At 59.3% G+C, this 14,391-nt stretch carries 9 protein-coding genes; 4 read left to right on the forward strand and 5 right to left on the reverse strand.

Translation table 11 applies throughout. The annotated features are described in order from the left end of the window. The first annotated feature begins 20 nt into the window (after nt 1–20). The 4 genes from AAFO90_RS12230 (at nt 21) to AAFO90_RS12245 (ending at nt 7,856) form a co-directional block, all read left to right on the forward strand. Nucleotides 21–1,595, forward strand: a complete 1,575-nt coding sequence (locus AAFO90_RS12230) for a type I restriction-modification system subunit M (RefSeq protein ID WP_347509575.1) — start codon at nt 21–23, stop codon at nt 1,593–1,595. Next, nucleotides 1,592–2,839 (forward strand): restriction endonuclease subunit S, encoded by a 1,248-nt coding sequence (locus tag AAFO90_RS12235; RefSeq protein ID WP_347509576.1) that lies wholly within the window; start codon nt 1,592–1,594, stop codon nt 2,837–2,839. The genes AAFO90_RS12230 and AAFO90_RS12235 overlap by 4 nt, the downstream gene beginning before the upstream one ends. Nucleotides 2,840–2,848: 9 nt before the next feature. Beyond that, nucleotides 2,849–5,734 (forward strand): type I restriction endonuclease subunit R, encoded by a 2,886-nt coding sequence (locus tag AAFO90_RS12240; RefSeq protein WP_347509577.1) that lies wholly within the window; start codon nt 2,849–2,851, stop codon nt 5,732–5,734. Between the two features lie 112 nt (nt 5,735–5,846). Further along, complete coding sequence (locus AAFO90_RS12245; RefSeq protein WP_347509578.1) at nt 5,847–7,856, forward strand: ATP-binding protein; 2,010 nt, start codon at nt 5,847–5,849, stop codon at nt 7,854–7,856. Nucleotides 7,857–7,876: 20 nt separating this feature from the next. On the opposite strand, the gene AAFO90_RS12250 is transcribed toward AAFO90_RS12245, so the two are convergent. The 5 genes from AAFO90_RS12250 to AAFO90_RS12270 form a co-directional block, all read right to left on the reverse strand. Beyond that, a complete protein-coding gene (locus AAFO90_RS12250) occupies nt 7,877–9,793 on the reverse strand; it encodes a type IV secretory system conjugative DNA transfer family protein (RefSeq protein WP_347509579.1) in 1,917 nt (638 codons plus the stop codon). 16 nt (nt 9,794–9,809) lie between these two features. Next, nucleotides 9,810–11,738 carry a relaxase/mobilization nuclease domain-containing protein gene (locus AAFO90_RS12255; protein ID WP_347509580.1) on the reverse strand — a complete coding sequence of 643 codons (1,929 nt, stop codon included), beginning with the start codon at nt 11,736–11,738 and terminating at the stop codon, nt 9,810–9,812. Next, nucleotides 11,731–12,351: a helix-turn-helix domain-containing protein gene (locus AAFO90_RS12260; protein ID WP_347509581.1), complete on the reverse strand. Its 621-nt coding sequence runs from the start codon at nt 12,349–12,351 to the stop codon at nt 11,731–11,733. Before AAFO90_RS12260 ends, AAFO90_RS12255 begins: the two co-directional genes overlap by 8 nt. A 541-nt stretch (nt 12,352–12,892) precedes the next feature. Beyond that, on the reverse strand, nt 12,893–13,054 hold the full coding sequence (locus AAFO90_RS12265; protein WP_306286059.1) for a hypothetical protein: 162 nt from the start codon (nt 13,052–13,054) through the stop codon (nt 12,893–12,895). A 633-nt stretch (nt 13,055–13,687) separates the two neighbouring features. Beyond that, the gene (locus tag AAFO90_RS12270; protein WP_008335621.1) at nt 13,688–14,026 is read right to left on the reverse strand and encodes a DUF736 family protein; all 339 of its coding nucleotides are present in this window, start codon (nt 14,024–14,026) and stop codon (nt 13,688–13,690) included. Between the last annotated feature and the right edge of the window lie 365 nt (nt 14,027–14,391).

Here is a 14,391-nt window from a genome sequence, read left to right on the forward strand (position 1 = left end):
CAAGATTTCAGGGTGGTCCCGTGACGGAAGAACAGAAGAAAAAACTCGAACAAAAACTATGGGACATCGCCAACGAGCTCCGCGGTCGGATGGATGCGGACGAATTTCGCGACTACATCCTCGGCTTCATTTTCTACAAATACCTGTCCGAACGCCTGCACATCTACGTCGATCAGGAGCTTCTCAAATCCGAAGGCCTTGCTTTCGCTTCGCTAGACGAAACCGACCCGGTCCACCAAGGTATTCTTGGAGCCGTACAAGAGAACTGCATCGATAGCCTCGGTTACTACCTGCGCCCAAGCGAGCTGTTCTCAGAGGTCGCCAGGCGCGGAGCGGAGCCGGGTAGCTTCATCCTTGCCGATCTTTCCGACACGCTGAACAACATCCAGAAATCCACCATGGGCAACGAGTCCGAGGAGGATTTCGTCAACCTATTCGAAGATCTCGACCTGAACTCCAGCAAGTTGGGCCGCAGCAACGAGGCGCGAAACACTCTGATCTCCAAGGTGCTCGCCCATCTGGAGTCCATCGACTTCGAACTGACGAATTCGAATTCAGACGTTCTGGGCGATGCCTATGAATACCTGATCGGCAAATTTGCCTCCGGGGCGGGCAAGAAGGCGGGCGAGTTCTATACGCCGCAACAGGTCTCGACCGTGCTGGCCAAGATCGTGACCACCGGTAAGGCGCGGCTACGGTCGGTCTATGACCCGACCTGCGGGTCGGCCTCGCTGCTGCTGCGCGTGGCGCGGGAACTGGGCTACAAGAAGTCCAACAAGTCCGTGGGCGAGTTTGTGGGGCAGGAACTGAACCGCACCACATACAACCTCGCGCGGATGAACATGATCCTGCACGGGGTGCATTACCTCGATTTCGACATCCAGCAGGAAGACACGCTGGAACACCCCCAACATATGGGCCAGACCTTCGAGGCCATCGTCGCCAACCCGCCCTTCTCTGCGAAATGGTCAGCCAACAAGATTTTCGAGAGCGACGACCGCTTCGCCGAATACGGTCGCCTTGCGCCCGCATCCAAGGCCGATTTCGCCTTTGTCCAGCACATGCTGCATCATCTGGACGAAGACGGCACCATGGCGGTGATCCTGCCGCATGGTGTGCTGTTCCGTGGCGGGGCCGAGGGGGCCATCCGCGAATTTCTGATCCGGCGCAATTGGCTGGATGCGGTGATCGGCCTGCCGGAGAACATCTTTTACGGCACCGCCATCCCCACCTGCATTCTGGTGTTGAAGAAGTGCAAGGAAACCGAGGACGTGCTGTTTGTCGACGCCTCAACCTGTTTCCAGCGCGGCAAGAACCAGAACTGGCTGGGCGAAGAGGACGTGAACCGCATCGTTGGCGCCTATCGGACCCGCGCCGAGGAAGAACGGTTTACGCATCGGGCCCTTTTGGCCGAGATCGAAGAAAACGATTTCAACCTCAACATCCCACGCTATGTCGACACCTTCGTGCCGGAAGCGCCCGTCGATCTGGAGGAAGTGACGCGCCGCGTCGAACAGATCAATCTGGACATGCGCAACGTTGACGAAGAACTGCGCGGGTTCTGCGCCGAGCTTGGTCTGGAAGCTCCGCTATGAGACCACTTGTGCCGGAACTTCGGTTCCCTGAGTTCAAGGGGCCATGGAAACCTGCGCGGGCGGGCGATGCCTTTCGCAACAGCAAGGCGAAAGGAGAAGCCGGGCTGCCGATCTATTCCGTCACTCAAGACCGTGGACTCGTCCGTCGCGACAGCCTTGAACGGCACATGGGCGCGGATGCGGCGGATGAAACCAACCTGCGCGCTCAGCCTGGCGATCTCGTCTACAACATGATGAGGATGTGGCAGGGCGCGGTCGGAATGGCGTCCGAGGAATGCATGGTCAGCCCGGCGTATGTCGTTCTGTCACCGAAGAAAGGCGTGTCCTCGAAATTCTTCGACTACTGGTTTCAGAACCGACACATGCTGCACCAGCTTTGGGCCTATTCGCACGGGCTGACCAACGACCGCTTGCGCCTCTATCATCAGGACTTCGCCAAGATTCCGCTCGCTCTGCCGGATCAGCCCGAACAGGAAAAGATTGCGGCAGTTCTGGACGCCACTTCCCGAAAGATCGCCCTTTTGACCGACAAGAAAACCGCGCTGGAGGACTACAAGCGCGGGCTGATGCAGCGGCTGTTTTCGCGCGAGCTTCGCTTTACCCGTGACGATGGCAGCGCCTTCCCGGATTGGGAGGAGCGGAAGCTGGGGGATGTGTTTGACTGGGTGCAGACCAACAGCCTATCGCGCGAGCATCTGGTCGATGATCCGGCGAGTGGTGTTCAGAACATCCACTATGGCGACATCCACGGCAAATACCGGGCGCTATTCTTCCAATCCAAGGAAAACGCGCCATTCATTGCCGCGACGGCACCCATGAGGGACATCAAAGCAGCCGAATTCCTAAGTGTGGGAGACGTCGTTATTGCTGACGCCTCCGAAGACTATGCTGACATCGGCAAAGCAATCGAGATCATGGAAGTCGCGCCCAAATCTGCAGTCGCCGGATTGCATACCTATATTGCCCGCCCAAAGGCTAAATCACTTGTGCTCGGGTTTTCCGGCTATTTGTTGCGCAGCGCACCTATGCGGAAGCAGACCATGCGGATTGCACAGGGTATTTCCGTTCTCGGTGTATCGAAAAGCAATCTAGAAAAACTTACCTTCTGGCTCCCCCACCCCGACGAGCAACGCAAGATCGCCGCCGCCCTCTCTGCCCTCGACGCCAAAATTGACGCCCTGTCGCAAAAGATTTCTACAATAGAGGCCTTCAAGAAAGGCCTTCTGCAAAAGCTGTTCGTTTAAGGTTTTTCGATGAATACCCAGTCCGAAGCCCAGCTCGAAAATGCCTTGATCCAGCGTCTGAACGATCTGGGTTGGGCCTCGGTCGCCATTCCCGACAATGCGGCGCTGGAGTCCAACCTGCGTGCGCAGCTTGAGGCACATAACGGGCTGCAATTCTCGGACGGGGAATTCCGCACCATCCTAAACCATCTGGGCAAGGGCTCGACCTTTGAGAAAGCCAAGACGCTGCGCGACCGCATGGCGCTGCAACGCGACGATGGCACCACCGCTTATGTGCAGTTCTTCAACGGGCGTGAATGGTGCCGCAACCGCTATCAGGTGACGCATCAGATCACGCAGGAGGGGCATTACAAAACCCGCTATGACGTTACGCTGCTGGTGAACGGATTGCCCCTGATCCAGATCGAGCTGAAGCGGCGCGGGATCGAGTTGAAAGAGGCCTTCAACCAGATCAACCGCTACCACCGCCATAGCTTTGGCGCGGGCAATGCGCTGTTCCAGTATGTGCAGCTTTTCGTGATCTCGAACGGGGTGAACACGAAATACTACGCCAACAACAGGCATCAGGATTTCAAGCAGACGTTCTTCTGGGCGGATGAGGACAACACGCCGATCACACGGCTGGAGGCCTTTGCCGACGCCTTCCTTGAGAAGTGTTTCGTGTCCAAGATGATCGCGAAATACGTGGTCTTGCACGAAAGCGACCAGGTGCTGATGGTGCTGCGGCCCTATCAGTATTTCGCCGTCGAGCGGATCCTCGACCGGGTGATGAAGGGGCGCAAGAACGGCTATATCTGGCACACGACAGGCTCGGGCAAAACGCTGACCAGCTTCAAGGCCAGTCAGGTGATCGTCGAGAACCCGAAGGTGGCCAAGGTCGTGTTTGTCGTGGACAGGGCCGATCTGGATTACCAGACGACGAAGGAGTTCAACTATTTCTCGCCCGGCTCGGTCGATGGCACCGACAACACCACGGCGCTTGTGGATCAACTGGCCGATCCCGACACCAAGCTGGTCGTGACCACGATCCAAAAGCTGAACACCGCCATCACGCGCGAACGCCATGCGGCGGCGATGGAGGCGCTGAAAGATGAGCGGATCGTGTTCGTCTTCGACGAATGTCACCGCAGCCAGTTCGGCGACACCCACAAGAATATCGTTGCGTTTTTCTCCAAGGCGCAGATGTTCGGGTTCACCGGCACGCCGATCCTGAAGGAAAATGCCATCGGCAAACGCACGACCGCAAACCTGTTCGAAGAATGCCTGCACCGTTATGTCATCACGGACGCCATCCGAGACGAGAACGTGTTGCGGTTTTCGGTCGAGTATTGGGGTAAGCTGCGCCGCAAGGACGGGACGTTCATCGGGGACGAAGAGGTTTCCGGTCTCGACCTGAAGGAGTTTTTCGAGAGCGACAAACGGATCGACGGTGTGGTTGACTGGATCATCGAGAACCACGACCGTAAAACGCATAACCGCGATTTCTCGGCCATCATGTGTGTCGGTTCCGTCGATGCGCTGACCAAGACTTACGAGGTATTTCAGCGCAAGAAGGCCGAGGGCAAACATGACCTGAAGGTCGCCACCATCTTTACCTTCGCGGCCAATGAAGAAGACGAAGATGCCAACGGATTGATTGGGGAGCCGGATGTGACGGGCGGCCCCGTCAGTGCGGCCACCCAGCACAGCCGCGACAAGCTGGCTGGCTATGTGGCCGATTACAATGTCATGTTCGGCACCAACAACAGCGTGAAGGACGGGAAGGCCTTTTACGTCTACTACAAGGCGCTGGCGAAGCGCATGAAATGGCGTGACCGGAAAGATTACGTCGTCGGCCAGGGCATCGACATCCTTCTGGTGGTCAACATGTTTCTCACCGGCTTTGACGCCAAGACCTGCAACACGCTCTATGTCGACAAGAACCTGCGATATCATGGGCTGATTCAGGCATTTTCGCGCACGAACCGGACCCTCGGGCAGAAGAAATCGCAGGGCAATATCGTCTGCTTCCGCAACCTCAAGGCCAAGGTGGACGAGGCCATCGCGCTGTTCTCGAACAAGGATGCTGACGAGACAATCCTGATCGCGCCCTACCAAGAGTACGTTGACCGCTTCAATGAGGCGGTGATGGAATTGCTCAAGATTGCACCGACACCGTCAGCCGTGGACAAGCTGGTTTCTGAAGACGACATTCTCGCCTTCGTGCGTGCCTTTCGCGAGCTGATCCGCATCCGCAACGTGCTGACCAGCTTCACCGAGTTCAGTGACGATGACCTCTCGCTGGACGCGCAGCGCTTCGAGGATTTCAAGAGTAAGTACCTCGACATTCATGATCGCATGAAATCGGATCAAGATGACGACCAGAAGGCTTCCATCCTCAATGAGGTCGACTTCGAGCTCGAACTAATCCGGCGTGACAACATAAACGTCGCCTATATCCTGGCCTTGCTGGCCTCTGTCGTCGCGGAGCAACGGGAAGCCGAGGACGCGCTGGATACTGCGAGCAAGACCAAGACCATTCTCGATCTGCTCGGGTCAGAGCCCCGCCTTCGAAGCAAGCGCGAGTTGATTGAGGAATTCATCACGGCCTATCTGCCGACAATGAAAAGCGCCGAACAAACAACTGCGACGTTTGAAGAGTTCTGGACAGAGAAGCGCGAAGCGGCATTCAATTCAATTTGCTCCGAGGAAAAGCTGCGTCCAGAGGGGTTTGCAATCCTTCTCGAAGCTTATCAGTTTTCCGGCAAGCGCCCGATGACCGACGAGGTCATTGCTATCATGATCGAAACGCCGGGCATCCTTCAGCGAAAACCCTCTGCGGAGCGCGTCGTTTCACGTATGGTCACTTTCATCGATACCTTTGAAGAAGGGTTAGGCGACCTCTGGAGCATATGAATGGACGTTCAAGAGGGAGATTTGGGAGTTCAAAACGCTGGTCCTTCAGGTTGAAACCACGATCAGCGCATGGGAATAATTCAGGAATTAAACGTTCACCGAGGTCCGATCCGTGCAACAAATTGAAATTAAAGTTGAAAATGATCATATCCAGCGGATTACCACCGCGAAACCGCTGGCAGCCATATCGGAACTCATTTGGAATGCCTATGATGCGGACGCGCGCGAAGTAAAGGTTGAACTAGAACAGGGTCAACTCACAAAGCTTGGTGTCATTCGAGTTGTCGACGATGGAACCGGAATTCCCGCAGACGAGGTCGAAGCCTTCTTCCAATCATTGGGTGGTTCTTGGAAGAAGCGCGCCATCAAAACCGATGGCGGCAGGTCAATCCATGGAGAAAAGGGTCAGGGACGTTTCAAGGCATTTGCACTCGGCGAGCGTGTAACTTGGGTATCCCATCATGCCGGAAAGAAGTTTTCGATAAGCGGTGAAAAGTCGGATCTAAAGCGGTTCACGATTTCAGATACAGTCTCATCAGGGAACACTGGCTGCACTGTAGAAATTGAGAATGTCGTTCGCGATTTCGAAATATGGTCGGCAGACGGGTTCGCCGAGCAAGTCCGGGATGTGTTTGCACTCCAGCTCTACGAAGACCCAGATTTCCGTATCATCTATGATGGCGAAGAAATCGACGCGCGGGATGCAATTCGCGATGTAACGCCCTATGAAATTTCGGCGATTACCGAAGGTGGTCATGAGTACAAAGCCACACTCGATATTATTGAGTGGAAAAAGAAAGTCGAACGGAAGTTGATGCTTTGCCTACCAGGCCGATTCAGCTTCCACGAAATGGTGCCGGGAATTCATGCCCGCGGGTTCGACTTCACTGCATATTTGACCGCAGACCATTTTCAGGACCTTGCAGACGACAACACAGAAGGACTCGTAGAGCTCGACCCGCCTTCCATGGCACTTGTCGAGGCGACAAAGGCAAAGTTGCGCGAGCACTTTCGCGAGCGTGAAGCAGAGCGTTCTCGTGGCAAAATCCAGGAATGGAAAGAGGCCAAGATCTATCCTTATGAGGGAAAAACGTCCGATCCAATCGAGATCAACGAAAGACAGGTCTTTGACGTCGTCGCATTGAATTTGGCGGACTACAGTCCTGAGTTCGATAAGGCACCATCGAAGCAGCAAAAGCTTATTCTTCAGCTTGTCAAAGCAGCGATTGAAACTGGGCCGGGTGCCCTGCCTGCAATTCTGGAGAGTGTCGTAGACCTTCCTAAGGCTAAGCAAGAGGAACTGGCAGACCTTCTTCGAAAGACCTCGCTTACCGCTGTTATCAATGCCGCAAAAGCTGTCACCGATCGTCTCGAGTTCTTGCGAGCCTTGCAGATCTTGGTCTTTGACCCAAAGTCCAAACGTCAGCTACTCGAACGGTCTCAACTTCACCGGATTATTGCCCAAGAGACGTGGATTTTCGGCGAGCAGTTCAATCTGATGAACGACGACGAGGATCTATCCGCCGTTTTGCGCAGCCATATCGATTTGCTGGGCAGCGACAGAGACGATGGCACTGCTCGAGAAACACTCGCGCCAAGTGCACCAGTTCTCGACGCCGAGGGCAAAGCCGCTATTGTTGATCTGATGCTATCATGCCGGATGCCTACCGCTACCGATGAAGAGCGCAAACACCTCGTCATAGAACTGAAGCGCCCAAGCCAGAGTCTCAATGAAGACGTCATCAACCAGATCAAGAAGTACGCAAAGGCCGTGGCGCTTGATGACCGTTTCCAGCACTCGAAGGTAGAATGGGACTTCGTCGCAGTGGCCAACCGGTTCACAAAAGACGCAGAGTTCGAGGCGAGGCAAAAGGACAAACCTCGTGGGCTAGTCCTCGAAGTTGATGATCCAATCAAGATCCGTGTCTGGGCCAAGACCTGGGGAGAGATCATTCAGGAGGCAGAAGGGCGCCTGACTTTCTATAAACGTCGCCTAGAATATCAGGCGAATGACAAAGAAGCTTTGCGGTATCTGCGCACGATCAACGCAGATTACCTGAGCGAGGAGGTCAAGGAGCGAATCTTGGCGCTTGATGCAAAAGAAGGCGTGACGATCGTCTAGGTCGGTGGCCCTTTTCATCTTCACCCACCCAACAACTCCTCGATAAAATCCTCTTGCCGGTCGAGCGCTGCTTCCCATTCCTTCGGCACATCCGCTTCCCGCTCGAGCTTTTCCGGCTCTGGCTGACCGCGCCAAGCCTCCATCGTCCTCACGCTCATCGCCCTCGCTTCGCGGCGCTGCGACCGGTCCCGCACCGGCGCGGGCGCTGCGGGTTTCTGCGGCTCGATGGCGGCAGCTTCGTCTCCGTCATCCCCATCAACCCAGGGGCCGACGCCCTGCACGCTCGGCGGATAGGGGAACGGCTTGCCCTCCTGGCGGGCCAGCATCTCCTTGAAGAACGGATCGTCGTAATACTTGATCCGGCTCGCCTTGATCGGGTGTTGGGGCGAGGCAAGGATGATGACCTCGTCGGGGTCCATGAGTCGCGCTTCGGTCTCGGAAAGCAGCGGCCGTTCTTCCAGACGCGCCGAGGTCGAGGTTGCGCCGAGGAAACCCTTGTTGCGACCATACATCCGAGTGACCGCCTCGCGAGTGGTGCTGCCGACGGCGGCGGAGACCTCCTTCACGGTCCGCTGATCCCGAGGGGTGATGTAGAGCTTCAGCCCTGCCCCGTTCTCGAGACTTTCGCGGCCCTCGGGCCCGTAGATGCGATCGAGCGAGGCCAGTGACTGCGCGATCATCGCGACGCGGCCGCCATAGCTCGCCAGTGAATGGATCGCGCGCTCGAGATAGGGCATCGCCCCCATCTGCTGGAATTCGTCGATCATCATCATAACAGGCCACGGCTCGTCCGGGCCCGGCTCGTTCAAGCGGATCGAGGCGATGAGGTCGGCGAACATCAGGCGCAGAAGTGGCGCGAGGGTTGCGATGTGATCCTCGGACACCGCGATATAAAGCGACTGCGGGGTCTTGCGGAAGGTAGAGAAATCAAAGTCGCTTGCCTCGGTCGCCGAGCGCACCGCCGGGTTGTCCCACTGCTTGAGGCCCGCGGTCATCAGCGCCTGGATGTTCGAGGTCAGCAGCCGCGACGAGGCAGAGGCGGCGTTGGTCCAGAGCTCGCGCAGGATGTCTTCCTCGGCCTCGTCGGCATAGGTCTTGTACTGGGCGTTCTTGTACTCGCCTCCGGCGACGATCTTGTTTACCTCGCCAAGATTCGGCGTGCCGCGCTGGATCGCCAGCAGGCAGGCCGCGACAAAGATCGACTTGCCGGCCTCGGAGAAGGTGTCGAGCGTCTTGTTGTCCTTGTCGAGGAAGAGGTCGGCCAGGATCGAGACCTCGGTGAACCGCTGCGCGAATGTCGGGGCTTTGGCGATCCGGGCGAGCGGATTGTAGCGATGCGTGGCATTGGCCCAATCGAAGGGGCTGAAGCGATAGACCTCGTCGCCATTCAGTGCGCGAAGGCGCGCGGTCTTCTCGAAGTTCTCTCCCTTCACGTCGAGCACCACGACCGAGCCCGCAAAGCTCAGAAGGTTCGGGATCACGAAGCCGACGCCCTTACCCGCACGGGTGGGCGCCACCATCATCACATGCGGAATGGTCGTCGAGGAGATGAACTCGGCCTTAGAGGTCGGCGCGCCGAGCTTGCCACAGACAAAGCCCTTGCCTGGGGCCTGCAGCATGTCGTTCTTCTTCAGCTCCGCCTTGGTCTGCCAATGGGCAGAACCGTAATCGTCGCGCTCCTTCTTCCAGGTCCACGCCAGTGCCAGCGCGCCGAGGCCGATCGCGCCGAAGCCGACGGCACCAAACCCCACCTTGAAGGCCTCGGGGTGCGCTGCGCGTGTAGCTGCACTCGCCTTCCAGAGCGCCAGCATGTCGAAGCTGCCAAAGCCGGTTTTCAGGGCCAGGGTCAGGTAGAAGGCGGCGACGATGGTGCCGATGACAGCACCGCAGATCACGCCGAAGAGAAGCGCGGCCCAGAGGGGAAGTGTCTTGGTCATGGTGGTCATCTCCCCTTTAGAATTCCATCTCGTCGTCGAGTCCGCGGTCACGGCCAAGATCCCGGCCCAACTCCTGCGCCTCTTGCTGGCCGCGCAGCCGGGCGACCTCGGTCGCCTTGTCCTGCTGCAACCCGGCGGCGCGGTCGGTGAAGACCTGGTCGCCGGTCTCCTCGAAGGTCATCTCCAGGAACTCCTGCGTGACGGTGATCTGGTCGAGCTTACTCGGCAGGGCAGCGTCCAGCACCTCGTAGTTGCCACGGCGTAGCTCGGCCAAGCCCTCCTCCCCCAATTCCTTGAAGAGCTCGGATTGCAGGGTTCGCTCGACTGTCTCTTCCTGTGCCTCGGTGAGCTTGCCATCGCGCAACATGTCGGCGAGGTCCTGCAGGTAGGGATTGGGCGTCCGGTCGTCCTCGTCGATGAGGGGCAGCGTCGCCTCTTCCTCATCGGCAAGGGTCCGGCCGATCTCGACGCCCAGTTCTTTCGCGCGTTCCATCAACGCGTCCATCACGCCGTCGACCTTTTCGAGCGCGGCATCCAGTTGGTCATCATTGGCCGTCTCGACGCTGAGACCGTCTTTGGCCAGCACCGCGTTCATGTCCCGCTCGACCCAGTCCTGCGCCATGCCGTAGTTCCGCGTGCCACCCGCCGCGATCCGGGCTACCAGTTCCTCGCTGTCCATTCCGGCCTCCTCGGCGCGCTCGAGCACATCGCGGAGCCCCTCGTCATTGCCGGACTGCAGCGCGGCAATCAGCACCTCGCTGCCCGCCCCCGGCGGATAGGGTTCCTCCAGCTGCTTGCCAAACCGCGCCCGCAGGTCCGGGTCCGGCACCATCTGCGAGAGGTCCGCGATGATCGGTGCGGCCTTGGCTTCAAAAGCGGCACGCTCCGCCGGATCCAGTTCTTCGGCCTTGAGCCTGAGCGCCTCGATCGTGCGCTCGGAATAGTCGATCGCATCACCGACGGTCTTGATGTCCTTCATGTCTATCTCTCCTTCGGTGAAATTCCACGGCGTGCCCGAGCCAAGCCCGTCCGCCAAGCCGCGTACGGCACGTGCCATGTGGCGCTGGTCCATCCGGTCCAGCAGGTCGGCGAGGTTCTTGTAGTCCTTGGCGAAGCCCACCACCTGCGCCTGCGCGATGGCGGATTCCTGGGCCGTCATGACGATCTCGCGCGGCAGGCGGGCCTCTTCCTTGGCGCGGTAGATCTCCTCGATCCCGGCGGGCTTCTCGAAGATGCCGCGCTCGAGCCGGGTCGTGGCGTCGAGCATCACGCCATACGCTTCGGCGATCTCGGCCTGCTTCTCGCGCATGAGCTGCGGCGACATCACACCCTCGGCCCAGCAGGAGAACCAGGTGCCCTTCTCGACGCCGCGGTTGTTCAGGATGATGTGCGCGTGTTTGTGCGCCCGGTCGTCATGGACCGCGAGGACATAGTCCCACTGATCGCCATATTCGCCGCTCTCGAAGAAATGCTCCGTCCAGTCCATGGCGATGTCGCGCACCTGATCGACCGTGACGTCGGTCGGGAAGGACAGAAGCATGTGCGAGGTGAACCCGAGCTTGGTCGAGCCGCGCCAGGTCCCGGCCCAATCCTCGATGATGTTCTCTTTCTGATCCTCAGAAAGCACCGCCGCACCGGTCAGCGCATTGGTCATCGTCGAATAGGTGTAGACCGCCTTGTCGTTGACGTAGGAGATCTGCGCTCCGAGCGAAGCACGCGTCTTGCAGCCTCCAGCCCGGATCCGCTTGAACACCGCCGCCCGGCTCTGACCCGACGCAGCCTTCAGCGCGTTGCGCGCCGACATGGATCCGACGCGCGCGAAACTCCGCCCCTGCCGACGCCCCGCCAGCCGCGCGTCGATCCGCGCCGCGGCCTGACCCCGGATGCGCTCATCCTCCCAGAGCCGGCCCATGACCGAAGTGTAGAGGGCGAGGGGATCAGGCATTCCTGACCAGCCTCAGACGGCCGCCGGTCGCGGGCGGGTCATCCTCCAGAACCGCGCTCTCCGTCCCCTGCCTTTCTTCCTTTTGCGGCCACTCCTGAGCGCGCAAGACCTGCGCCGCATCCTTCATCCGGCCCATCTCACGGCTCATGGACTGCGCCAGATCGAGCAGTTCGATCAGCACCGCACGGTCCGCCTCCGCGACCTCCAGCCGACCGCGATGGACCGCCTTGGCGAGCGCCAGTCCCGTGTCGCTCACGTCCTTCGCCTGACGCCACGCAGCACAGAATTCCGAGACCAGATCACGGGGTACATCGAGGAACCCGCACCGTCCGCGCAGCACCGCATTGAGCGCCTGGGACCGGTTGGCAAAACCCCGTTCGCGCCACTCGGCATCGAAGGCGTCCAGTTCGGATCGGCTTGCCCGGAACGACACCGTCTCGCTCGGATCGCGCACCGCGATGCCCTCGCCCGCCTCCTCTTTCGCGAGCCGGTTCACGTGGCGCGGAGAGATGCCGAACGCGGCCGCCAGGTCCTTCGCGCTCTCCCCCGCAGCAAAGCGCCGCGCGAGTTCGATGCGCTCTTCAAGCTTCAGGTTTTTCGCTGGTCTCGGCACTAGGGCGTTCTCCCGCTTCCAGAAAAAGGATGCATGCGCAGACGCGCGCGAGGCAGCGATTGCTCGCAATCGCGTTCGCGTGCGGCGGAGCATTCAGCTTTGCGGGAAACGCCCATGACAGACCCCTCGGACAAAATGTGCAAACATTGGCCATATCCTGCCAACGTCTTCCTTCTCTCCTTCGCTTATACTTCAATAAATCACATTGTGCAATATTACGTTTTGCGTGTCGTGTATTTTTGCAGGCATTGGCCGCCGTCAAGACCCCGCGTCGCGGCGCGACATGGGACGGGTCCCGCCCTCATCGATGCAGGACAAGCAGGTCGAAAAAGCTAACGAAACTTGTGTTCAAGACGCACGCTGCGACACGCAAACCGAACGCCCGAGCCGTTCACGGATCGGGCGCCAGGAACACGAAAACGGCCCGCGCGGGATGGCGCGTGTCACGCCCGTTTGGGGCGTCACAATGTTGGTAAGGATCAATGTCTGACCCCTGCGGATCCGAAGACCCGCAGGGGTATCTGGGTCAGTGACCCAGTCCCTAAGAGCGCAGATCGTCGTAACGGCTGCGGGCGATCAGCGCCTCGGTCTCGAGGCTGTCGAGGGTCTCCGGATGGGCGTCGTCATCGAAGGCGGCGAGGTAGGCATCGAAGGCCATGTCGGCTTGCAGTTCGGCGAGGTCTATGGATTGTTCGAGTGTCATGGTGTGATCCTTTCCGTTGATCGTCGTTGGACGGATCGTGGAAAAGGCCGGGGGAATGAGAGCGGGCTGCACCCGGCACGGGGCGGAATGAAATGGAGCACGACGGGGGCAGGTTTGTTGTGAGCGATGCCCCGCAGCGCTCAAGGCGTCAGCCGCCCAGAAACCTGCCCCCGGCGTTGCCGACCGCTCGACCCCGGGCTAGCGATCTGAAAGGCCAACAGGTCGACGGAAAGGCGCGCGGCGGTGGCCCTGACGTGATACTTCGTCCCCCGGACACATGACGTTGATCTGCGGCTACACCCACGCGGCACAGGGTGAGTTCGCCGCCCCTGGCAGCTTCGCCAAGACGACCCAGGCGCGGATTGCTCGACCGGCGGAAGGGGAGCGCTTGTCTCGCCCAGCGGGCCGCCAGTTCTTCCTGCGGACATTCGGTTCCGACTCGGGTTCGCGCGATGCACGTTGTCACTGAACAGAAAGATCAAAGCCGCATCTGCGACCTATCCAGCTTCCTACCCGCCACGGCGACGTCGTCCGGAATATGCCGCAACCTTCAGACACGGGTTTCGGACCCGAACCATTGTCGTTTCTTGAAACGAGAAAAAGCCAGACCGCCGGAGCGGTCTGGCTGTTGGCTTAGGCGGCGTCCTTTGGCCCCCAGGGGATGACGGCTTGCAGGGACAGATCGTCCTGGTTCGCGGCCTTGCCGAGGTTGGCGTTGAAGCCGTGGTCGCGAATGGTCAGCGTGTAGTAGTCGGCGCCGGTCTCCTTGTTCTGTTTCTTCCAGATGCCGCCGCACTCGACCAGCTTGCCGCGCGGGGAGCGGCCGAGGACGCGGTGCGTGGGGGCCATCGGGTTCGCGCTTGCGACGGGTTCGACCGTGATGTCGAGGTCGAAGGTCAGGGTCGAGATGGAGCCGACCCCCTTGGCGGTTTCGATGTCGGCGCTGGTGAATTTGATGCAGTTCGTGGTCATTGCTCTTCTCCTTGTTTGCGTTGCAATGATGGTCACCTTGCAGCTGGCCAAGGCCCGGCCACACCGCAGGCGGAGCGCAGCGGAGAGGGGCAGGCGCCGGTCTTTTTGCTCCGCGAGGAATGGCCCGCAGGGGCAAGGGAAAAAGATCGGCGACAACCTTTGTGGACGGGGCGACAGCTGCGACCAGCATGTCATGCAACTCAGACAAAAGGAGAAGAGCGGTGGCGGCGAAGGAAGGTAGGGGAACGGCCGAGGGAGGCGCTGCAGGGCGGGCGATGTCTTCTCTGTCCTCTTGCCCCGATCCGAATCCCGACCAGTCAGAGCTTTGCTGTCCCTGCCTCACGTGCCACGACGGCTGGTTTCCG

This window comes from Phaeobacter sp. CAU 1743 (assembly GCF_039839315.1).
In the GTDB taxonomy this organism is placed as follows: domain Bacteria; phylum Pseudomonadota; class Alphaproteobacteria; order Rhodobacterales; family Rhodobacteraceae; genus Phycobacter; species Phycobacter gallaeciensis_A.